The following is a 21,593-nucleotide window of genomic DNA, read 5'->3' as shown; positions in this document are numbered from 1 at the left end:
GACCCATGACCAGCCGCCTGACCGAACTCGACCGCGAGGCCCGCATGGGCGCTCTCGGCACCGAGACCAGCACCCGCGAGGTCCGCCGGATCAGCCTCGCCGACCTGCCCGCGCGCCGCGCGGAGATCGCCGACGAGCTGTGGGCCGCCGCCACCGACATCGGCTTCTTCCAGGTCGTCGACCACGGCATCCCGCAGGAGCAGGTCGACGGCGCCTTCGCCGCGGCCGAGGCGTTCTTCGCCCTCCCGCCGGAGGTCAAGGCGCGCCGCCCGCTCGACAAGGCGCTCAACGCGGGCTGGGAGTCCAAGACGCAGGTGCGGCCCTCGATCGGCACCCCCGACGAGAAGGAGTCCTACCAGGTCACGCGCCCGCACATGGCCGGCCGCTGGCCGACGGCGGAGGAGCTGGCCGGGTTCGAGGAGACGATGCTCGCCTTCGAGGCCCGGTGCCGGCAGGTGGCCATGGACGTGCTCTCCTGCTTCGCGCTGCGGCTGGGGTTCGACGCGGACTTCTTCGCCCGGGCGCACGACCCGTCGGCGCCGGGCTACCAGAGCACGCTGCGGCTGCTGCACTACTTCCCGGTCTCGGCGGAGACCGCCGCCCGCACCGACCTGTGGCGGGCCGGCGCGCACACCGACTTCGACTGCCTGACCCTGCTGTTCCAGCGCGCCGGCCAGGGCGGCCTGCAGGTGCTGCCCGGCGCCGAGGCCGAGGGGCAGGCGTGGACGCCGGTGGAGCCCTCCGACGACGCGATCACCTGCAACATCGGGGACATGCTGACCCGGTGGAGCGACGGCGTCCTCCCGTCGAACTTCCACCGGGTCAAGGCGCCCGGACCCGGCGACCCGCTCGGGTCCCGCTACAGCATCGCCTTCTTCGCCCAGGCCGACCGCGACGTGCTGATCGAGAGCCCGCAGGGCAGCTACCCGCCCATCTCGGCCGGCGACTTCATCCTCGAGCGGATCCGCGCCAACTACGGCGGCTGACGGCGGGTCAGCCCGGCAGGGCGCGGCAGGACCACCGGCCGCCGGCGCGCAGGTACTGCAGCCGGCGGCTGGCGGTCTCCGCCGACGCCGCCCAGAAGGTCATCTCCCGCGGCCGCAGCCGGTAGCCGACCCACGAGCCGGCCGGTCCGTCGCCGTCCGGCGCGAAGCCGGCCCACCGCGCCACCCGCTCGGCCCGCGGCAGCCCGGCCAGCTCCTCGGTGTTCAGCCACGCCAGCCGCCGCAGGTACTCCGACCGGGCCGCCCACGCCGCCGCGGCCTGCTCCTCGCCGTCGGGGACGACGTCGCCGCGCACGACCAGCTGCCGGCCGAGGTCCGGCCACAGCACGACGATGCCGGCCCGCGGCACCGCGGCCAGCTCGGCGACCTTGCGGCTGCCGCAGGCGGTGTGGAAGGCGAAGCCGGACGCGTCGACCGCGCTGAGCAGCACGGTGCGGGCGTTCGGGTAACCGTCCTCGCCGACCGTGCACAGCGTCACCCGTGGCCGGTCGGGGTCGTCGTCGGCCGGCAGCCAGGCGCGGGCCAGGGCGAGCGGGTCGGCCGGGGGAGCGCCGTCGGCGTGCACCTCCCGGCCGGGCGGGGTCCCGGTCGACGCGGTCACCGGATGGCGCCCTTGGTCGGGCCGTCGTAGTCCGGGTTCAGCTTGCCGGGGTTGAGCAGGCCGTCCGGGTCGGTGACGCGGGCGGTCTCGATCGTGCGGCCGAGCTCGAAGTCGACGTTCCACTGGTGCGGGTCGTGCACGCCCACGCCGAGGGCGTTCAGCGCGCGGATGCCGGCGCGCACCTGCTCGGGGCTGCGGTAGACCCCGGCGAGCATGCCGATCGGCACGGTGTGCCCGGCCTCGACGTGCAGCAGCCCGCCCTCGTAGACGGCGTGCACCTCGTCGATCCGCTCGACCAGCGCGTCGCCGGAGACCTCGACGTGGAAGAACACCCCCGGCCGCGACTTCTGCAGCCACTCGATGGGGTGGTTGTAGCTGAGCATGCTCAGCGACAGCACCACCTGGGCGCCCTCGCGGACGTCCTCGACCCGCCCGCCGGCGCCCTCGACCAGCGCGGTGGCCGCCGCGAGCGTCCGCGCGTCGGCGATCATCCGCAGGCTGGCCCGGCCGGCCGGGAACGCCGGGTCCGGCGGCAGGGTGGCGGTGATCTCGGGGGTGTCGGCGGAGACCAGCCGCGGCAGCGGCTCCAGCCGCCCGAGCTCGCGCAGCACCGACAGCGCGCCGCGGAAGTCGGGGAAGCTCGCGTACACCCCGCGCCAGTCCTGCAGCGGCTCCAGCCGCACGGTGGCCCGGGCGATGACCCCGGCGGTGCCGTAGTTGTGCACGTACCGCTGCGCCTCGTCGCCCTCGACGTGCACCAGGTCCGGGGACCCGGTCGCGTGGACGACGTCGAGCGCGAGCACGAAGCCCATGTCGTTGGAGCCGTGCGCGATGGTCCCGGTGCCGCCGGAGCCGCCGCCGAGGAACCCGCCGAGCGAGGACTGCGCGGTGGACGGGTACATCCACAGCTGCTGCCCGGTCTCGGCCGCGGCCCGCTCCAGGGCCACCATCGGCGCGCCGGCCTCGGCGGTGATCCAGCCGTCGCCGACCTCGACCACCGCCCGCGCCCGGGACAGGTCCAGCACCAGCCCGCCGGCCATCGGGATCGCCTGCCCGTAGTTGCCGGTGCCCTTGCCCCGCGGGGTGACCGGGACGCCGTGCCGGACGGCCGCGGCGACGGCGCGGCCGACGTCCTCGGCGGTGGTCGGCCAGGCGACCAGGTCGGCGACCCCCAGCGGCAGCAGCTCGGTGATGATCGGGCTCATCCGCGCGCCGTCGACCGACGCGCGCTCCCGGGCGCGCAGGTCGCCGGTCACGTTGCGCGCGCCGAGCAGGGCGGCGAGCTCGGCCTCCAGCGCGGCGAGCGCGGCGGGCGACGGGGCGGGGGTCCGGACGGGGGAGGCGGTCACCGGGCCAGTCCAGCCGCGCGGGGTTCCGCCCGTGTCACCTCCGTGTCACGTCGGTGGGACACGTTCGGCACGCGGCTCTGCTCGGATCGCCGGCGTGAGCTTCTTCTCCGACGTCGAGCGGGACCTGCTCGTCGACGCCCGCACCGACCTGGCCGAGGGCGTCGTCGCCCTGGACCTCGTCTCGCACAACGGCCGTGACCTGCCCGCCTGGACGCCGGGCTCGCACGTCGACGTCGTCCTCGCGCCGGGGCTGGAGCGGCAGTACTCGCTGTGCGGCGACCGGGCCGACCGCTCCCGCTGGCGGATCGCCGTCCTCCGGGAGGAGGAGGGCGGCGGCGGGTCGCTGGCCCTGCACGACGACGTCCGGGTGGGGCAGGCGCTGCGGGTGCGCGGCCCGCGCAACCACTTCGCGTTCGAGGTCACCCCCGGCACGCGGTACCGGTTCGTCGCCGGCGGCATCGGCATCACCCCGCTGCGCGCGATGGTCGCCGAGGCCGCCGCCGCGGGCGCCGACTGGACGCTGGACTTCGCCGGGCGGTCGCGGGCCACCATGGCCTTCGCCGCCGAGCTGGCCGCCGCGCACCCGGGCCGGGTCCGCGTGCACGCCGCCGACGAGGGCGGGCGGCTGGACGTCGCGGCGGTGACCGGCTCCCCGCGCACCGACACCGCCGTCTACGTCTGCGGCCCGGGCCGGCTGATCGACGCGGTCACCGCGGCGATGGCCGGCTGGCCGGAGCAGGCGCTGCACCTGGAGCGGTTCGAGGCGAAGGAGTTCGGCGACCCGGTGTGGCCCGGCCCGTTCGAGGTGGAGCTCGCGCTGACGGGGTCCACGGTGACCGTCGAGCCGGGGGAGTCGGTGCTCGAGGCGGTGACCGGGGCCGGCGCCGTCGTCCTCTCCTCCTGCCGGGTCGGCACGTGCGGCACGTGCGAGACGCCGGTGCTGGAGGGCGAGGTCGAGCACCGGGACTCCGTCCTCACCCCGGCCGAGCAGGCCGACGGCGCGGTGATGATGGTCTGCGTCTCCCGCGCCGCCGGGCCGAGGCTGGTGCTGGACCTGTGAGCCTGCTGCTGAGCGGCGCGGCCGACCTCGACGGGCGCCGGGTCGACGTCCGCATCGAGGGGCGCCGGGTCGCCGCGGTGGCCCCCCTCCTGCCGCCGCTGCCGGGGGAGGAGGTGCTCGACCTCGCCGGCTCGTGGCTGCTCCCGGCGCCGGCCGAGCCGCACGCCCACCTGGACAAGGCGCTGACCGGCCACCGGGTGCCCAACCGCACCGGCGACCTGGCCGGCGCGATCGAGGCGATCCGGGCGATCGCGGCGGACTTCACCCACGAGGACCTCGTCGACCGCGCCACCCGCGCCGCGCACGAGTACCTGGCCAACGGGACGACGGCGATCCGCACGCACGCCGACGTCGGCGTGCACGCCGGCACCCGCCACCTGCGCGCGCTGCTGCAGGTGCGCGACACCCTGGCCGGCCTGGTGCGCATCCAGGTCGTGGCGCTGGTGTCGGCGCCGTTCACCGCGGAGGAGGCGGAGGCGGCGCCGCGGCTGCTGGCCGAGGCGATCGACCTGGGCGCCGACGTCGTCGGCGGCGCGCCGCACCTGTGGGCCGACCGGGACGCCGGGCAGGCGCTGTCGTTCGACGCGGCCGTCCGGGCCGGCCTGCCGCTGGACCTGCACACCGACGAGACGCTCGACCCGACGGCGCAGGGGCTGCCCGACCTCGCCCGCCGCGTGACCGGGACCGGCTTCGACCGCGGGGTGACCGCGAGCCACTGCGTGAGCCTCGGGGTGCACCCGCTCGACGTCGCCCGGGAGACGGCCGCGGCGGTGGCCCGCGCCGGCATCGGCGTCGTCGCGCTGCCGCAGACCAACCTGTACCTGCAGGGCCGCGACGTCCCCGTGGCGCCACCCCGCGGGCTCACCGCCGTCCGGGCGCTGCTGGACGCCGGCGTCACGGTCGGCGCCGGCGGGGACAACCTGCGCGACCCGTTCAACCCGATGGGCCGCGCCGACGCCTGCGAGGCCGCCTCGCTGCTGGTGACCGCCGGGCACCTGTCCCCCCGCGAGGCGTGGCTGGCCGTCAGCGCGGGCGCCCGGCGCTGCATGGGCCTGCCGGTCCCGGCGGTCGCGGAGGGGGCGGCCGCGGAGTTCGTCGCCATCGCCGCGGAGAGCCTGGACGCCGCCGTCGCCGGCGCCGGGACCGAGCGGGTCGTGCTGTCCGGCGGGCGGGTCGTCGCGACCACGCGGGTGCGCCGCTCGGTGGCCCCGCTGGGGTCCCCGGGAGCGGCTGTGGCCAGGTCGTGATGCGGGCCGCGCGTCGTTCACCGCCGCAACACACCCACGAAACAGGCAGCACGGAGGGTGAGGTCCGTCCTCACCACGGGCCGGCGACGCCGGCCCCCGACCCCCGGAGCCGCCCGTGAGCGCACCCGCGCCGAGCAGGCCCGCCGGACCCCGGCCGGGCGCCGCGACCGATCCCCGGGTCCTGCACTTCCGGGACGTCGCCAAGACGTTCCCCGACGGCACGGTCGCCCTCGAGGGCGTCGACCTCGACATCCGGCGCGGTGAGTTCGTCACCGTCGTCGGCCCCTCCGGCTGCGGGAAGAGCACGCTCCTGCGGATCGCCTCCGACCTCTCCCCGGCGACGTCGGGGGAGGTGCAGGTCGACGCGCAGCGCATCGGTTACGTCTTCCAGGACGCCACGCTGCTGCCGTGGCGGTCGGTGCTCAAGAACGTGCAGCTGCTCGGCGAGCTGCACGGCATGGGCAAGCCGTCCCTCAACCAGGCCTCGCGGGACGCGATCGACCTGGTCGGGCTCACCGGCCACGAGAAGAAGCTGCCCCGCGAGCTGTCCGGCGGCATGCGGATGCGCGCCTCGCTGGCCCGCTCGCTGACCCTCGACCCGGACCTGTTCCTCTTCGACGAGCCCTTCGGCGCGCTCGACGAGATCACCCGCGAGCGGCTGAACGACGAGCTGCTGAGCCTGTTCCGGACCAAGCGGTTCGGCGCGCTGTTCATCACGCACTCGGTCAGCGAGGCCGTCTACATGTCGACCCGGGTGCTGGTGATGAGCGGCCGGCCCGGGCACGTCGTGGCCTCCTTCGACGTCCCGTTCGGCCCCGACCGCGACCCCGAGCTGCGCTTCACCCCCGAGTTCGCGGCGCTGTCCGGCGAGGTCTCGCACGCGCTGCGCGAGGGGCACCGATGACAGCGCTGCACCCCGACCGGCAGGAGAGCGACGTGACGGCCACCGAGCAGGGCACGGAACCCATCGCCGCGCCGGAGGAGCTGGTCGCCGGCGGCACCGCGCCGCTGGTCCGCCGGAGGCGCCGGCGCGGCGGGACGCTGCTGGACGTCGCGGCCCCGGTCGCCGTCTTCGCCGCCCTCGTCGGGCTCTGGTACGCGATCACCTACCTGCTGCTCGACCCCGGCCGCCGCTTCCTCATGCCGCCCCCGCAGGACGTGATCACCGAGGCGTTCCTCGACGGGCCGACCATGGAGAAGATCGGCGACGCGCTCTGGAACACCGTCGAGGTCACCTTCACCGGCCTGGCCATCGCGATCGTCATCGGCATGGTCTGGGCGGTCGTCATGAGCCAGACCAGGGTCGCCGAGCGGTCGCTGTTCCCCTACGCCGTCGCGCTGCAGTGCATCCCGATCCTGGCGCTGGTCCCGCTGATCGGCTTCTGGTTCGGCTACGACTTCCCGGCGCGGGTCATCGTCTGCGTGCTGATCTCGCTGTTCCCGATCGTGTCGAACACCCTGTTCGGCCTGCAGTCGGTCGACCGCAGCCAGCACGAGCTGTTCGACCTGCACGGCGCCGGCCGGCTGACCCGGCTGGTGAAGCTGCAGTTCCCCGCCGCCATGCCGGCGATCTTCGCCGGCTTCCGGATCTCGGCCGGGTTGTCGGTGGTCGGCGCGATCGTCGGCGACGTCTTCTTCCGGCAGGGCGAGGCGGGCCTGGGCATCCTGCTCGACAACTTCCGCTCGCGGCTGCAGGGCCCGGAGCTGTTCGCCACGATCATCGTCGCCGCGCTGCTCGGCATCGCCACGTTCGTCGTCTTCGGCTGGCTCGGGAAGCTCGCCGTCGGCCGCTGGTACGTCACCGACCGCGACTCGGCCTAGACCCCACCCCCTCTCGTACGGCGCCCCGGATCCGGGGACGCCGTCCCACCCCACCCCTGGAGGAGTCCCGTGCGCCGGACCCGTACCTCGATCGGCCTCGCCGCTGCCGCGAGCCTCGCCCTCGTCCTCTCCGCCTGCGGCAGCGACGACGACGGCGGCGGCGAGTCGTCGGCGCCCGCCGGGCCCAGCGGCGAGGTCGGCAGCACCGACCTGGCCGCGGCCGGCTGCCCCGACACCGTCGTCATCCAGACCGACTGGAACCCCGAGGCCGAGCACGGCGGCATCTACCAGCTGTTCGGCGACGACTACTCCGTCGACGCCGGCGCCAAGTCGGTCACCGGCACCCTGGTCGACAGCGAGGGCGCCAGCACCGGCGTGCTGGTCGAGGTGCGCGCCGGCGGCCCGGCGATCGGCTTCCAGGCCGTCAGCGCCCAGATGTACTCCGACGACGACATCACCCTGGGCTACGTCGACACCGACGAGGCGATCCAGCTGTCGGCCGAGCAGCCGACCGTCGGCGTCCTCGCCCAGCTCGAGAAGTCCCCGCAGATGATCATGTGGGACCCCGAGACGTACCCGGACGTCGACGAGATCGCCGACCTGGCCGGCACCGACGCCACGGTCCGCTACTTCGAGGGCTCGGCCTACATGGACTACCTGGTCGGCGCCGGGATCCTCCGCGAGGAGCAGCTCGACGGCAGCTACGACGGGACGCCGGCGGCGTTCGTCGCCTCGGCCGGCGCCGACGCCCAGCAGGGCTACGCCAGCGCCGAGCCCTACATCTACGAGAACGAGGTGGACGCCTGGGGCAAGCCGGTCGAGTACCAGCTGGTCCACGACGCCGGCTTCCAGGTCTACGCCTCGTCGCTGTCGGTCCGTGCCGACCAGCTGGAGGGGCTGTCGGGCTGCCTGACCGAGCTGGTGCCGCTCATGCAGCAGGCCGACCTCGACTACATCACCGACCCGACCGGCGCCAACGAGCTGATCCTCGAGCTGGTGGAGCAGTACGACACCGGCTGGCAGTACAGCGAGGGCGTCGCCGAGTACTCGGCCACGACCATGGAGGAGCTCGGCATCTCCGGCAACGGCGAGAACGCGACCCACGGCGACTTCGACGAGGCCCGGCTGCAGACGCTGATCGAGCAGACGACGCCGATCTTCACCGAGCAGGGCACGCCGCCGGCCGAGGGCCTCACCCCGCAGGACATCGCCACCAACGAGTTCATCGACATGTCCATCGGGGCCGTCTGACCGCCCGACCGTCCCCCGCCCGCGCCGGCGACCCCCGTGGGGTCGCCGGCGCGGTGCCGCGTCACCCGGCCGCCGTCACCCGCGGCAGGGTCAGCATCGCCTTGAGCGCGCCGAGCAGTCCCAGCCCGGCCACGGCGACCGCGCACCACAGCCCCGCGCCGATGTCGGACGGGTCCCAGCCGGCGCCGGCGCAGGCGACCCCGACGCCGGCCGCGGCCGGCACCGTGGCCAGCAGCGCCAGGACGCCGGCCGCCCGGTGCGTGCGGGCCGGGCGGAAGGGCAGCGGGCCGACCAGCAGGAGCGCGGCGCCGCTGGCGACCACGGCGACCGGCGGCCACAGGTCGCCGCTGAGCAGCTCGGCCAGCCCGCCGGCCTCCAGCCCCTGCCGGACCAGCGACCCGCCGGAGGGCCCCCCGTCGGCCGCCCAGGAGAGCCACATGCTCGCGACCGCCGCGGCGGCGGCCAGCAGGAGCGCGACGCCGGCGGCCGGGTCGGCGCGGTGCCGCACCACGAGCAGGACCCCGGTGGCGGCCGGCCGCAGGAGGTGGGGGTCGTCCCCCTCGGCGCCGTCGACCTCGTCGTCCGGCTCGGCCGGGAAGCCGAGGATCGCCGCGTCCTCCGGCTCCTCGGGCGGGCCCGGCGGCGGCGCCGGGGGCCCGGTCCGCTGCGGGGTGCCCGTCCCGGCCGACAGCGGCCCGGTCACGTGCACGGTGTTGTCCTGGAACCGGTGGACCCTCGGGCGCAGCTTCATAGCGTCCTCCGACGGCGCGGGGCGCGGGGAGGCGCCCCAGGACCCGAGACTAGACCGTCCGCAAGGCTCCGGCATCCCGGCCGGACGCGGCGCCGCGGCCGGTGCTCACCGGGCTGCGGCCTCCACCTGCGCGGCGATCCGGGCCAGCCGGTCGTGCACCTGGTCCACCACGACCGGCGCCTCCGGGTGGCACAACCGCGCGCCCCGGGCCACCTGCCGGCCACCCACCCACACCTGCTGCAGGTTGCGCAGCGAGCAGGCCAGCACGTAGGTGCCGTAGGGGTCCCAGACGGGACCGGTGTCGGGGTCGCGGGGGTCGACGACGAGGAAGTCGGCGTACCGGCCGACCCGCAGCGTCCCGACCCGGTCGTCGACGCCGAGCACCTCGGCCGAGCCGCGGGTGTGCAGGTCGAGCACGTCGCGGACCGGCAGCGCGGCGGGATCGCGATAGGTGGCGCGGACCAGCGCCAGCGCCGTCCGCATGTTGCCGAACGGGTCGCTGACATCGGTGCACGACTGGTCGTCCAGGCCGATGCCCACCCGCATGCCGAGCTCCCGGATCTCCGGGATCCGCGCCACCCCGGACGCGAGCCGGCCGTTGCTCATCGGCTGCCAGCTCATCCCGCAGCCGGCCGCGGCCGCCGCCTGCAGGATCTCCTCGGTCGTCTGGATGAAGTGGCCGAACACCAGGTCGGGGCCGAGTGCGCCCGCCGCGGCGTACCAGGCGAACTTCGACCGCTGCAGCTCCGCGTCGTGCGGCGTCTCGAGGAAGTGCGACTGGTTGAGCAGCCCGTGCCGCCGCATCGCCGCGACCTCGAGCTCCGCCGCGGCGGGGTCGTCGGCCCACTGCACCGTGCCGCTGAGCGCCAGCCCCAGGCACAGCGCCGGGTCGACGTCGCCCGCGGCGTCCACCACCTCGTCGAGCTGGGCCAGCGCGTCGGCGGGGGCGACCGCGCCCTGCCCGAGCATGACGCTGTGCACGTGCCGCAGCCCGGCGTCGGCCTTGCCGCGCAGCTGGGCGTGGGTGAAGGCGGTGTCGGGCAGCGCGGCCTCGTAGCGGGCGTCGCCGGCGGTGAACGGCAGCCCGGCGGAGGTGAAGTCGTAGGCGCTGGTGATCCCGTTGCACAGGAAGTCCTGCGCGCCGTGCCGGCTGAGCCAGTAGACGTCCTCGGCGTCGGCCGCGTCGGTGTAGCGGGTCATCGCCTGGATCCACCCGTACAGCGACTGGTCCACCGCCAGCCCCCGCGAGCCGGAGGTGAACAGGTGGCTGTGCGCGGAGACGAACCCCGGCCCGACCAGCGCGCCGCGCACGTCGAGCGTCTCGCCGGCGGTCGTGCCGGCGGGCGGGTCGCCGGGACCGATCGCGGCGATGCGGCCGTCGTCGTCCACGGTGAACCAGCCGCGGAACGGGTCGGGCCGGTCGGGGTCCATGGTCAGCAGGACGGCGTCGCGCACGAGGAGGCGGGTCACGCCGGGACCCTCCCCGGCGCGCGTTGCCGCCCGGTGACGCTCAGGTCACCGGCGGGTTCGCGCGGTCAGCAGGTCCCTCAGCCGCCCCGCGACGTGCGCCTCCGGCACGGTCTGCAGGACGCCGTCCCGCACCGCGACCCGCCCGCCGACGACGACGTGCCGCGGCCGCCGCCCGGGCGAGGCCCACAGCAGCCCGGCGACCGGGTCGGCCACCCCGGCGTCGGCCACCCCGCCCACGTCCCAGCACACGAGGTCGGCGCGGGCCCCGACGGCCAGCCGGCCCAGGTCCGGGCGGCCCAGCCCGTCGGCGGAGCCGCGGGTCGCCCAGGTGAGCACCTCGCGCGCGGCCACCGGCCGGCCGGCCAGCGGGGCCACCTGCATGGCCAGCCGCGCGTCGGCCAGCAGGTGGCCGGCGTCGTTGGAGCCCCCGCCGCTGGTGCCCAGCCCCACCGGGACGCCGGCGTCGGCGAGGGCGGCCGTCGGCGCGACGCCCCAGCCCATCGGCAGGTCGCAGCCGGGCGCATGCGTGGCGCTCACCCCGGCGGCCGCCACGGCGGCCACCTCGGCCGGCGTGACGTCGCAGAGGTGGGCCAGGGTCACGTCGGGCGCGAGCCAGCCCCACTCCTGGAGCAGCTCCAGCGGCCGGCGGCCGTACCGCTCCCGCGCCCGGACGACGTCGACCTGCTCGTTGGCCTGGGTGCGCCGGCGCAGCCCGCGCCGGGCGGCCACCTCCGCCAGCAGGCGGAAGGTCGCCTCGCCGTCGCTGTGCACCCCGGCGGGACCGACGGCGACCTGCAGCGCGCCGTCGGCGGTCACGCCGCCGGGCGGGACGAGCGCGGCGGCGACCGCGTCGGCGGAGGCGGCGGCCGTCTCCGGGTCGTCCCCGGCGCTGCCCCGCACGAAGGCCAGCCGGGCGCCCAGGTCGCGCGCGGCCGTGGCGGCGGCCCGCGCGAGGGCCACCCCGCCGTCGGCCGGCGCCGGGTCGCGGGGCCAGGTGAGGTGGTGGTCGGCGACGGTGGTCACCCCGCACAGCAGGGCCTCGGCCAGCCCGGCCGAGGCGGCGGCGTGCACCAGCTCCTCGTCGACGCCGGTGGCGGCGTAGGCCGCGGCCATCGCCGGCAGCCACCGGGACATCGGCACCCCGCGGGTCCCGGGGAGGGTGCGGAACGCGGTCTGCAGCAGGTGGTGGTGGGCGTTGACCAGCCCGGGGGTGACCACGCAGCCCGCGGCGTCGAGGACCTCCCCGGCCCCGGCCGGAGCGGTGCCGACGAGGGCCACCCGGCCGTCGTCGGCGCAGAGCACGTCGGCGGCGACCGGTTCCTCGCCGGTCGCCGTCCACACCACCAGCGCGTCGCGGACCGTCAGCACCCCGGCGACGCTGCCAGCCGCGTGTTCCGGCCGGGTGTCGGCCGCCGGCGCCGCCGACATCCCCCCGCAACGCGGCGTCCCTACCGTGCGCGGCATGGCCGCCCGTCTGCTCACCGAACTGTCCGCGCCGGCGCTGCGCACCGCCCTCGGGCCGGACAGCGTGCTGGTGCTGCCCACGGGCGCGATCGAGCAGCACGGCCCGCACCTGCCGGTGGCGACCGACCTCGTCGTCGCCTCGACGCTGGCCGAGCGGGCGGTGCAGCGGTTCGGCGAGGACCTGGACCTGTGGTTGCTGCCGCCGCTGGCCTACACGAAGTCGAACGAGCACGCGTGGTCGGCGGGCACGTTCTGGCTGTCGGCGGAGACGCTCACGGCGGTGCTGCGCGACCTCGGCCGCAGCGTGGCCCGGACGCCGGCGCGGCGGCTGGCGTTCCTCAACGGGCACGGCGGCAACTCGGCGCTGCTGCAGGTGGTCGCGCGCGACATCCGGCTGGAGACCGGGCTGCGGACGTTCACCCTGCACCCCCGGCTGCCCGCCGACCAGGGCGGCACCAGCCCCGCGGGGGAGCTCGGCATGGGCGTGCACGGCGGGTTCGAGGAGACCTCGCTGATGCTGCACCTGCGCCCCGACCTGGTCGACATGGCGCAGGCCGGCCGCTGGGTGCCCGAGCACCTGGCCGGCTACCGGCACGTCCGCTTCGGCGGCTCGGTCTCCTTCGGCTGGTCGTCGGACGACTTCGGCCCGGCCGGGGTGGTCGGCGACGCCCGCGCCGCCACCGCGGAGGACGGCGCCCGGCGGGCGGAGGAGGCGGTGGCCTACCTGGGCGAGGCGCTGGCCGAGGTGGCCCGCTTCGATCCCGCCCCACCGTCCGGCGCCGCCGGCTGACGAGCGCGGCGCGGACGGACGGCTTCGTCACGTCTGGACCCACTCGTCCCCCCGACCACAGGAGACACGGAGAGCACCCTCGCCGTCACGGCCCGGCAACGTCCGCGTGGCACTGTGGGTCCGTGACCGCCGCAGCACCCGGCGTCCCGCACGACCGGCGCGCCGCCGCGCCCGGTCCCCAGGACGCCGCCCCGGACGCCGTCGCCCCGGGCGCCGCCGCCCCCGACGACACCGCCCCGCGGACCGCCGAGCACGCCCGGCTGGCCGAGTCGGGCAGCATGTCGGCGCCGTGGCGGACCTGGGGCCCGTACCTGGCCGGCCGGCAGTGGGGCACGGTCCGGGAGGACTACTCCGAGGACGGCGACGCCTGGGCGTCCTTCCCGTTCGACCACGCGCACGCCCGCGCCTACCGGTGGGGCGAGGACGGCCTCGGCGGCATCTGCGACCGCTTCGGCTTCCTGAACCTCTCGGTCGCGCTGTGGAACGGCCGCGACCCGATCCTCAAGGAGCGCCTGTTCGGGCTCACCAACGAGGAGGGCAACCACGGCGAGGACGCCAAGGAGCACTGGTGGGCCCTCGACGGCACGCCGACGCACTCCTGGATGCAGTGGCTGTACCGCTATCCGCAGGCCGAGTACCCCTACGCGCAGCTGCGCGAGGAGAACGCCCGCCGCAGCCGGCTCGAGCGCGAGTACGAGCTGGCCGACACCGGCGTCCTGGACGAGGACCGCTTCTTCGACGTCCAGGTGACCTACGCCAAGGCCGGCCCCGAGGACGTCTGCATCGTCGTCTCGGCCACCAACCACGGGCCCGAGGCGGCGCCGCTGCACCTGCTGCCGCAGGCCTGGTTCCGCAACACCTGGTCCTGGGGCGGCGACAAGCGGCAGGGCGTCATCAACCAGCTGCTCGCGCCCACCCTCACCGTCTCCGGGCTGGAGGCCGTCGAGGCCGAGCACGGCTACCTGGGGCGCTACGTGCTCGCGGCCGAGGGCGCGCCGGAGGTCCTGTTCTGCGAGAACGAGACCAACGCCGTCGCCCTGTTCGGCGAGCGGCGCAACTCCACGCGGTACCCGAAGGACGGCATCAACCGCCACGTCGTCCAGGGCGAGCGGGGCGCGGTCAACCCCGCCGACACCGGCACCAAGGCCGCGTTCTGGTACCGCTGGGACGCCGTGGCGCCGGGGGAGACGGTCAGCGTGCGGCTGCGGCTGCGGCAGGCCGACCCGGACGACGCGGTGTTCGGCGAGGAGTTCGACGCGGTGCTGGCCACCCGCCGGGCCGAGGCCGACGAGTTCTACGGCACGGTCATCCACCCGGGGCTGTCCGACGAGGACCGGCACGTCGCCCGACGGGCCTACGCCGGGCTGCTGTGGACCAAGCAGCTGTACCGCTTCGACGTCTCGCAGTGGCTGGACGGCGACCCCGACTTCTCCGCCCCCGAGAGCCGCCGCACGCGGGGCCGGCGCAACTCCGGCTGGCGGCACCTGGCGCTCGCCGACGTCATCTCCATGCCGGACGAGTGGGAGTACCCGTGGTTCGCCGCGTGGGACACCGCCTTCCACTGCATCCCGCTCGCGCACGTGGACCCCGACTTCGCCAAGGAGCAGCTGGTCCTCATGTGCCGGGAGTGGGCGATGCACCCCAACGGCCAGCTGCCGGCCTACGAGTGGGCCTTCGGCGACGTGAACCCGCCGGTGCACGCCTGGGCCGCCTGGCACGTCTACCGGATCGACGGCTACCGCGACCGGCAGTTCCTCATCCGCGTGTTCACCAAGCTGCTGCTGAACTTCTCCTGGTGGGTCAACCGCAAGGACGCGACCGGCTCGGGCCTGTTCGAGGGCGGCTTCCTCGGCATGGACAACATCGCGCTGTTCGACCGGTCCGCGCCGCTGCCCCCGGGCTACCGGCTGGAGCAGTCCGACGCGACCAGCTGGATGGCGTTCTACTGCCAGCAGATGTTCAAGATCGCCCTCGAGCTGTCCCGGTTCGACCAGGCCTGGGACTCCACCGCCACCAAGTTCCTCGAGCACTTCCTGTCGATCGCCCAGGCGATGAACTCCTTCGGCTCGCACGAGGAGTCGCTGTGGAACGAGGAGGACGGCTTCTTCTACGACGTCCTCGTCGGCCCCGACGGCACCGCCGAGCCGCTGCGGGTGCGGTCGATGGTGGGCCTGCTGCCCATCCTCGGCGTCACCGAGGTGCCCGCGTGGATCCAGTCCGAGTGCCCGGACGTGGCCAACCAGCTGCGGTGGCTGCAGCGGCGCCGGCCGGAGCTCATGGGGCCGCTGCGCAGCCGCTCGGCCCCGGAGGGCCGCAAGATGATCCTCTCGCTGGTCGACCGCGAGCGGCTCGAGCGGATCCTGCGCCGGATGTTCGACACCGACGAGTTCCTGTCGCCCTACGGCATCCGGTCCCTGTCGAAGTCGACCGGGCACGTGGTCGCGCAGGTCGGCGGCCGGGACGTGTCCATCGAGTACGAGCCGGGGGAGTCGCGCACCAAGCTGTTCGGCGGCAACTCCAACTGGCGGGGCCCGGTGTGGTTCCCGGTCAACGTGCTGCTGGCCGACAAGCTGCGCACCCTGGGCCGCTTCTACGGCGACTCGTTCACCATCGAGATCCCGACCGGCTCGGGCGACCACCGCACGCTGGTGGAGGCCGCGGACCTGATCGACAACAGCCTCACCGCGCTGTTCCAGCCGGTCGAGGGCCGGCGCCCGGCCGACGGCAAGCGCATCGAGTCCACCGGCTCGCCGCTGTGGCAGCAGCACCCGACGTTCAGCGAGTTCTTCGACGGCGACACCGGCGAGGGCCTCGGCGCCTCCCACCAGACCGGGTGGACGGCGCTGGTCGCGCACCTGCTCAACCCGCGGCTGCCCCCCGACCCCCGCTTCTCCTGACCGCCGGCCGGCCCGCACCCCCCGCACTGGGTGTTGTCCGGGGACGCGGCCGTGCCGGAACGTGGTCGGCACCGAGGGGAGGTGCTCGATGGCGTGGTGGGTGTGGGCGCTCGGCGCCTGGCTGGTCGCCTCCGTGGCGGCGGCCGTGCTGATGGGCAGCGTCCTGGCTGCGGCGGAGCGCCGCGAGCGGTCGTCCGCCCTGGACGCGGCGGACGCGGTCCGACCGGGGCCGCAGCGGCGGCGATCCGTCCCGGCGGCGGCCGACTCCCCGGCCGGCCTGGCCGGCTGAGCGGCCACCGGCGACCGGTGGCCGCCGGCGGTCAGCGGCGCTCGGCGCGGGCGGCGGCGACGATCTCGCCGAGGGTGTCGCCGTCCCGGGCGATCCAGGCGCGGCCGTCGTCGGCCAGGACGATCGGCCGCTGGATCAGCCGCGGGTTCTCCACCAGCACCCGGATCCACGCGTCGGCGTCGCGCGGGGCGTCCCTCAGGCCGAGCTCCTCGGCCCGCGGCTCGGCCATCCGCGTGACGTCCCACGGCTGGAGGCCGAGCGCGGCGAGCGCCGCGCGGAGCTCGGCCTCGGTCGGCGGCTCGTCCAGGTAGCGGCGCAGCCGGTGGTCGACGCCGGCCGCGTCGAGCTCGGAGCGGGCGGTGCGGCACTTCGAGCACGAGGGGGTGAACCAGACCTCCACCCCCCGACCCTATGGGGCCGGGCGGGGCCGCAGGGGGCGGGATAGGGTCGACACCCCGATGCCGACGAGGTCCTCAGGGGACGACGAGGGGAGTGCCGGCCAGGTGGTGGATCGCGAGTCCGGACCCCCCGAGGACGACGCCCCGGTCCCGCCGCCGATCCCGTCCTTCGACTCGCTGCGCGCCCCGCGCCGCCGGTCGGCGGTCGACCTGCTGCTGCCGCCGGCCGAGCCCACGGCGCTCGTCGACCCGGTGGCGCCGGTGGACCTCGAGGAGCTCGCGCCGGCCGCGCCGCGCGCCCCCCGCCCGGCGCCGGCGCCCCGGCCCGCCGAGTGGGCCGACCTGCTCCGCCTGGGCGCGTGGCTGGGCGGCTGCCTCGCCCAGCGGGTCCGCGGGCTGCTGCGCGGCTGATCGACGACGGGACGCGCGCCCCCGGGAACGCAGAGGGGCCACGGCGCAGCGCGCCGTGGCCCCTCCGTGCGTCCGTCGGTCAGACGGCGCGGACGTTCTCCGCCTGCGGGCCCTTCTGGCCCTGCGTGACGTCGAACTCGACCTGCTGGCCCTCGTCGAGGGACTTGTAGCCGGTGCCGCTGATGGCGGAGTAGTGGCAGAAGACGTCGGCGCCGCCGCCGTCCTGGGCGATGAAGCCGAAGCCCTTCTCCGCGTTGAACCACTTCACAGTGCCGGTGGCCATGTCGTTCTCGTTTCCGTGCTGGGGGTGTCCGCACCGGCACGGCGCCGGTGGGGGTCGCCGCACCGACCGGCAGGACCGAGTGGAACGTCAGGCAGAGACGACTGCGGACGTTCGAGAACGAGGCAGAGGTACGACAGCGACCGGGAGCAACTGTAGTCGATCGGACGCGGCAGGCGGCGCGCCGCCCCTCCGTGCGAGGGAGGACGAGCCCGCGGTCACCACCGGAGGGGGTGCGTCTCCCGCGACTGGGCGGTCCGGCAGGCCCGGCAGTTGCCCCAGGAGACGATCGCCAGCGGCGTGGTGGGGCCGCCGCACTCCGGGCACTCGACGGCCTCATCGGTCCGGGAGCGGGCGTCGGCGAGCTGCTGGGCCCGCTCCTCGTGGCGGGCCCGGTCGCCCCGGCAGGGGCAGCCCAGGTGGGCGTCGGCGCAGAGTCCGCGGTGTGTGGCGATGGGAGCCCCCTCGGGTTCGGCCCCGACGGTAGCCCGGATACCGCCGATCGCCGCCTCCCGCGGCGGCGCGTCACCCGGACCGGTGGCTGTCGGCGGGCTCGGCGAGACTGCGGCGGTGCACCGCGTCCTGCTCCGCCGGCTCGCCGGCGGCGGGGTGGAGGCCGTCGACCGGGACGGCGGCGGTGCGGCCGCCGGTGCCGTCCGGCTGCCGGCCGGGGAGGTCGCCGGGTTCGTCGGCGACCGCGAGCGCGGCGGGGTGCGCTGGGTCTGGGACGACACCACCCGCTGGTACCCGGGGCTGCTGGCCGCCGGCGTGCGGGTGGAGCGGTGCACCGACCTGCGGCTGACCCACGCGGTGCTGCGCCGCTCGCCCTTCGTCGACCAGGCGCTGCTCGCCGGGCCGGACACGGCCGGCTGGGACGCCCTCGCCCCGGTGGGCGCGCCCGACCCGGCGCTGTTCCCGCTGGCCGACCCGGCCGACGCGCTCGACCCGCTCGCCGAGGACGCCCGGCAGCAGGCCGCGCTGGCGGCGTCCCCGCAGCGGGCCCGGCTGGCGCTGCTGCTGGCCGCCGAGTCCTCCGGCGCGCTGGTCGCGGCCGAGATGACCGCGGCCGGCCTGCCGTGGCGGGCCGACGTGCACGAGCGGCTGCTCGCCGACCTGCTCGGCCCGCGGCCGGCCGCCGGGGCCCGGCCGGTCGTGCTGGAGCGGCTCGCCGGCGAGATCCGCACGGCGCTGGCCGCCCCGGACCTCAACCCGGACTCCCCGGGCGAGCTGCTGCGCGCCCTGCAGACGGCGGGGCTGCCGGTCGCCGACACCCGCTCCTGGACCCTCGAGCGGCTCGAGCACCCCGCCGTCCCGCCGCTGCTGGAGTACCGGCGGCTGGCCCGGCTGCTCACGGCGAACGGCTGGGCGTGGCTGGACGCGTGGGCGCGCGACGGCCGCTTCCGCCCGACCTTCCTGCCCGGCGGCGTGGTGACCGGCCGGTGGGCCTCGCACGGCGGCGGCGCGCTGTCGGTGCCGGCGGTGGTGCGCCCGGCCGCGGTCGCCGACGACGGCCGGCGGCTCGTCGTCGCCGACGTCGCCCAGCTCGAGCCGCGGGTGCTGGCGGCGATGAGCGGCGACACCGCGATGGCCGAGGCGGCCCGCGCGGCCGACCTGTACGAGGGCATGGTCGCCGGCGGCGCGGTCGCCACCCGGGCCGAGGCCAAGGTCGGCATCCTCGGCGCGATGTACGGCGGCACCCGCGGGGAGAGCGGCCGGATGCTGCCCCGGCTGGCCCGCCGCTACCCGCGCGCCGTGGGACTGGTCGAGGAGGCGGCGCGGGCGGGGGAGCGGGGCGAGGTGGTGCACACCCTGCTGGGCCGCGGGTCGCCGCCGCCGACGGCCGCGTGGGCGCAGCGCCCGCTCGACCTCGGCGAGGCGCCGGAGGAGACGGGCCGCCGGGAGGACCGCGACCGCGAGCGCCGCGCCTGGGGCCGGTTCACCCGCAACTTCGTCGTCCAGGGGACGGGCGCGGAGTGGGCGCTGTGCTGGCTGGCCGACCTGCGCAACCGGCTCTGGCGCCTGGCAGCCCCGGGGGAGGGGACCCTGCACGACCGGCCGCACCTGGTGTTCTTCCTGCACGACGAGGTCGTCGTCCACACACCCGAGGAGCTCGCCCCGGCGGTGGTGGAGGAGGTCCGCGCGGCCGCCGGAACGGCCGGCCGCCTGCTGTTCGGGTCGTTCCCGGTGGACTTCCCGCTCGACGTCGCCGTCGTCCGCTCCTGGGGCGACGCCGGCTGAGACCCCCCGGACGCGAGGGACCCCCGCAGCCGGGCGGCTGCGGGGGTCCCGTCGTGGTTCAGGCCGTGCGGGTCACTGCCCGCGCTCGGCGTCCAGGGCGGCGGCGACGCGGCGGTGCGCCTCCCAGATCTCCTCGGGCAGCCCCGGGAAGAGCTCCAGATGGGCCTCGCGGTGGCCCATCTCCTGGCGCCAGCGCTCGTTGTCGATGGAGAGGAGCTTCTCCAGGTCGCCGTCGCGCAGGTCGACGCCCTCGAGCTCGAGCTCCTCGGCGGTCGGCACGATCCCGACCGGCGTCTGCCGGCCCGTGACCTCGCCGTTCTTGAGCTGCATGAGCCACAGCAGCGGGCGCAGGTTGTCCCGGTAGCCGGGCCACAGGAAGTGGCCGTCCTGCGGGTCGCGCTGGAACCAGTTCACGTGCGCGAACAGCGGCTTCTCGCTCGCGGCGCCGATCACCTTGAGCCAGTGGGCGGCGTAGACGGCCTCCGGGGTCGCCATGAACGGCCGCATGGACATCGGGTCGTAGCGCAGGACGCCCTCCGTGCCCTCCGCGGCGAAGGTGGCCTCCGCGCCCAGGGTCAGGCCATCGTAGACGCCCTCGGCGAGGTCGGTGATCGCGCGGATCAGCGGCTCGCGGTCACGGGTGCGGCCACCGAAGATGATCGCGTCGACCGGCACGCCCTTGGGCGTGTCGAAGTCCGGGGCCAGGTTGGGCACGTTGGCCAGCGTGGTGGTGAAGCGGCTGTTCGGGTGCGCCCAGGGGGCATCCTTCTCCGCCTCGGACCGCTCGCTGATCAGCTTGCCCTGCCAGTCGCGCCACCCGGTGACGTCGGCCGGCGGCTCGGGGCTCTTGCCCTCCCACCAGACGTCGGCGGTCTGCTCGTTGTAGGCGACGTTGGTGAAGATCGTGCCGGTGCCCTCGCGGATCGCCTCGACCGCCGTGGGGTTGGTCGCCTCGTTGGTGTCCTTGGCGACACCGAACACGCCGTACTCGGGGTTGATCGCGTAGATCTTCCCGTCCTCGGGGTCGACGCGCAGCCAGGCGATGTCGTCGCCGTAGAACGTCACGTGGTAGCGGTCGCCGAGGATGTCGGGGGCCAGGGTCATCGCCAGGTTGGTCTTGCCCGACGCGCTCGGCATCCCGCCGCAGATGTGGTACTTGCGACCGGTCTGCTTGTCGGTGATCCCCAGCAGCATGAACTGCTCGGCGAGGAACTCCCCGGAGCGCCAGCCGTCGTAGGCGCCCTGGCGCAGGCCGTGGGCGATCTTCCCCAGCAGCGCGTTGCCGCCGTAGGAGGAGCCGAAGTGCAGGATCGTGCGCTCGTCGGCGACGGTGACGAAGTAGCGCTGGTCGTCCGGGGTGCCGTGACCCAGGTTCTCCAGGTCGCCGGTGACGTGCACGCCGCGGACGAAGCTGTCCTGGTCGGCGAGGTCGTTGACGAACTCCACGCCGACGCGCGCCATGCGGTTCATGTGCAGCACGACGGTGCGGGTGTCGGTCAGCTCGACGCCGGTGGCGTACTGCTCGAGCGGCGACCCGGGCGGGGCCATGAGGTAGGGGACGACGTACATCGTCTTGCCGGCCGAGGCGCCCTTCATGCGCTCGGTCAGCAGCGGGCGCATCTCCGAGGCGGGCTTCCAGTTGTTGTAGACGCCCTTGTCGGACTCGTTGTTGGTCGCGACGACGGTGCGCTCCTCCGACCGCGCCGTGTCCTTCGGGTGACTGCGGGAGTAGTAGCGGCCCTCCCCGGCGGGCAGCAGCTCACCGGCCTCCAGCGCCTCCTGGACCAGGCGGGCGTCGTCGGAGGCGTGCACCACCTCCACGCGGGCGGCACCGGTGTGCTCTGCCCACTGGCGGACGAAGTCGCGGACGCGACTGTTCTTCACCCCTGCTTCGTCGAGCACGGCGTCAACGGCTGCCACGACTTGCACCTCTCCCTCGCGGGTCATCCGTTCACCGCGCCTCCCGACGTGCGCGCTGCGGCCCGCTGCGTCGGGAACTTACCGATCCCGCCCCGGCCGATTGACAGCAGTGGGGCCGATGTCACTCCTTCCGGCCGCCCTTCTCGGCCGCCACCTGCGCCCATAGGTCGTCTGGGACGTCTACCGGGCCCGCCGTGCCTCCCGGGCCGCCCGTCCGCTGTGTTCTCGGCCACAGCCGGGCGCGGTGGCGGGCCGGTGCCCTACACGGTCAGCGGCCCGAACCGGCGTACCGGCGCCGCGTGTCGGCTCCAGAACCGGCCGCGCCGGATTGTCACGACTCCATAACGCGATT

Annotated in this window: 19 protein-coding genes; 11 read left to right on the top strand and 8 right to left on the bottom strand. The window is 75.6% G+C overall.

Going from position 1 to position 21,593, the window contains the following annotated elements; translation table 11 throughout:
• Positions 1-5: 5 nt before the first annotated feature.
• Positions 6-986, top strand: coding sequence for an isopenicillin N synthase family dioxygenase (locus ACI79F_RS03195; protein WP_456547490.1), 981 nt, complete (start codon positions 6-8; stop codon positions 984-986).
• A 7-nt stretch (positions 987-993) separates the two neighbouring features.
• Here the strand turns inward: ACI79F_RS03195 and ACI79F_RS03190 are convergent, their stop codons facing one another.
• Entirely contained in the window at positions 994-1,605 is a 612-nt protein-coding gene (locus ACI79F_RS03190; protein ID WP_456547491.1) for a pyridoxamine 5'-phosphate oxidase family protein, read from the bottom strand.
• A complete protein-coding gene (locus tag ACI79F_RS03185; RefSeq protein WP_456547492.1) occupies positions 1,602-2,954 on the bottom strand; it encodes an FAD-binding oxidoreductase in 1,353 nt (450 codons plus the stop codon). Before ACI79F_RS03185 ends, ACI79F_RS03190 begins: the two co-directional genes overlap by 4 nt.
• A 94-nt stretch (positions 2,955-3,048) precedes the next feature.
• Here ACI79F_RS03185 and ACI79F_RS03180 point away from each other — a divergent pair, with 94 nt between their 5' ends.
• The 5 genes from ACI79F_RS03180 to ACI79F_RS03160 all read left to right on the top strand — a co-directional run bounded on the left by ACI79F_RS03180 (position 3,049) and on the right by ACI79F_RS03160 (position 8,333).
• Positions 3,049-4,014, top strand: coding sequence for a PDR/VanB family oxidoreductase (locus ACI79F_RS03180; protein WP_456547493.1), 966 nt, complete (start codon positions 3,049-3,051; stop codon positions 4,012-4,014).
• Positions 4,011-5,261 carry an amidohydrolase family protein gene (locus tag ACI79F_RS03175; RefSeq protein WP_456547494.1) on the top strand — a complete coding sequence of 417 codons (1,251 nt, stop codon included), beginning with the start codon at positions 4,011-4,013 and terminating at the stop codon, positions 5,259-5,261. Before ACI79F_RS03180 ends, ACI79F_RS03175 begins: the two co-directional genes overlap by 4 nt.
• A 115-nt stretch (positions 5,262-5,376) precedes the next feature.
• A complete protein-coding gene (locus ACI79F_RS03170; RefSeq protein ID WP_456547495.1) occupies positions 5,377-6,165 on the top strand; it encodes an ABC transporter ATP-binding protein in 789 nt (262 codons plus the stop codon).
• Positions 6,162-7,082, top strand: a complete 921-nt coding sequence (locus ACI79F_RS03165) for an ABC transporter permease (RefSeq protein WP_456547496.1) — start codon at positions 6,162-6,164, stop codon at positions 7,080-7,082. The genes ACI79F_RS03170 and ACI79F_RS03165 overlap by 4 nt, the downstream gene beginning before the upstream one ends.
• Before the next feature lie 69 nt (positions 7,083-7,151).
• Positions 7,152-8,333 carry an ABC transporter substrate-binding protein gene (locus ACI79F_RS03160; RefSeq protein WP_456547497.1) on the top strand — a complete coding sequence of 394 codons (1,182 nt, stop codon included), beginning with the start codon at positions 7,152-7,154 and terminating at the stop codon, positions 8,331-8,333.
• A 61-nt stretch (positions 8,334-8,394) separates the two neighbouring features.
• Here ACI79F_RS03160 and ACI79F_RS03155 read toward each other — a convergent pair whose 3' ends face one another.
• From ACI79F_RS03155 to ACI79F_RS03145, 3 genes are all read right to left on the bottom strand, one after another.
• On the bottom strand, positions 8,395-9,084 hold the full coding sequence (locus tag ACI79F_RS03155; protein ID WP_456543338.1) for a hypothetical protein: 690 nt from the start codon (positions 9,082-9,084) through the stop codon (positions 8,395-8,397).
• Positions 9,085-9,189: 105 nt separating this feature from the next.
• A complete protein-coding gene (locus ACI79F_RS03150; RefSeq protein WP_456543339.1) occupies positions 9,190-10,554 on the bottom strand; it encodes an amidohydrolase family protein in 1,365 nt (454 codons plus the stop codon).
• Between the two features lie 45 nt (positions 10,555-10,599).
• The gene (locus ACI79F_RS03145; protein WP_456543340.1) at positions 10,600-11,922 is read right to left on the bottom strand and encodes an amidohydrolase family protein; all 1,323 of its coding nucleotides are present in this window, start codon (positions 11,920-11,922) and stop codon (positions 10,600-10,602) included.
• Positions 11,923-12,016: 94 nt separating this feature from the next.
• On the opposite strand from ACI79F_RS03145, the gene ACI79F_RS03140 reads away from it, so the two are divergent.
• The 3 genes from ACI79F_RS03140 (at position 12,017) to ACI79F_RS03130 (ending at position 15,994) form a co-directional block, all read left to right on the top strand.
• Entirely contained in the window at positions 12,017-12,808 is a 792-nt protein-coding gene (locus ACI79F_RS03140; RefSeq protein WP_456543341.1) for a creatininase family protein, read from the top strand.
• Positions 12,809-12,930: 122 nt separating this feature from the next.
• Positions 12,931-15,705, top strand: coding sequence for an MGH1-like glycoside hydrolase domain-containing protein (locus ACI79F_RS03135; RefSeq protein WP_456578871.1), 2,775 nt, complete (start codon positions 12,931-12,933; stop codon positions 15,703-15,705).
• An 88-nt stretch (positions 15,706-15,793) separates the two neighbouring features.
• Positions 15,794-15,994: a hypothetical protein gene (locus ACI79F_RS03130; RefSeq protein WP_456543343.1), complete on the top strand. Its 201-nt coding sequence runs from the start codon at positions 15,794-15,796 to the stop codon at positions 15,992-15,994.
• Positions 15,995-16,025: 31 nt separating this feature from the next.
• On the opposite strand, the gene ACI79F_RS03125 is transcribed toward ACI79F_RS03130, so the two are convergent.
• Complete coding sequence (locus ACI79F_RS03125) at positions 16,026-16,394, bottom strand: ArsC/Spx/MgsR family protein (protein ID WP_456543344.1); 369 nt, start codon at positions 16,392-16,394, stop codon at positions 16,026-16,028.
• A gap of 103 nt (positions 16,395-16,497) precedes the next feature.
• Between ACI79F_RS03125 and ACI79F_RS03120 the strand changes: the two genes are divergently transcribed.
• On the top strand, positions 16,498-16,803 hold the full coding sequence (locus ACI79F_RS03120; RefSeq protein ID WP_456543345.1) for a hypothetical protein: 306 nt from the start codon (positions 16,498-16,500) through the stop codon (positions 16,801-16,803).
• Between the two features lie 79 nt (positions 16,804-16,882).
• Here ACI79F_RS03120 and ACI79F_RS03115 read toward each other — a convergent pair whose 3' ends face one another.
• Positions 16,883-17,086, bottom strand: a complete 204-nt coding sequence (locus ACI79F_RS03115) for a cold-shock protein (protein ID WP_456543346.1) — start codon at positions 17,084-17,086, stop codon at positions 16,883-16,885.
• A gap of 567 nt (positions 17,087-17,653) precedes the next feature.
• On the opposite strand from ACI79F_RS03115, the gene ACI79F_RS03110 reads away from it, so the two are divergent.
• Positions 17,654-19,321 (top strand): bifunctional 3'-5' exonuclease/DNA polymerase, encoded by a 1,668-nt coding sequence (locus ACI79F_RS03110; protein WP_456543347.1) that lies wholly within the window; start codon positions 17,654-17,656, stop codon positions 19,319-19,321.
• A gap of 72 nt (positions 19,322-19,393) precedes the next feature.
• Here the strand turns inward: ACI79F_RS03110 and ACI79F_RS03105 are convergent, their stop codons facing one another.
• Complete coding sequence (locus ACI79F_RS03105) at positions 19,394-21,241, bottom strand: phosphoenolpyruvate carboxykinase (GTP) (RefSeq protein ID WP_456543348.1); 1,848 nt, start codon at positions 21,239-21,241, stop codon at positions 19,394-19,396.
• Positions 21,242-21,593: the final 352 nt, after the last annotated feature.

The sequence above is a fragment of the Blastococcus sp. SYSU D00868 genome (genome assembly GCF_054050575.1).
This window is presented reverse-complemented; position numbering and strand designations above follow the sequence as displayed.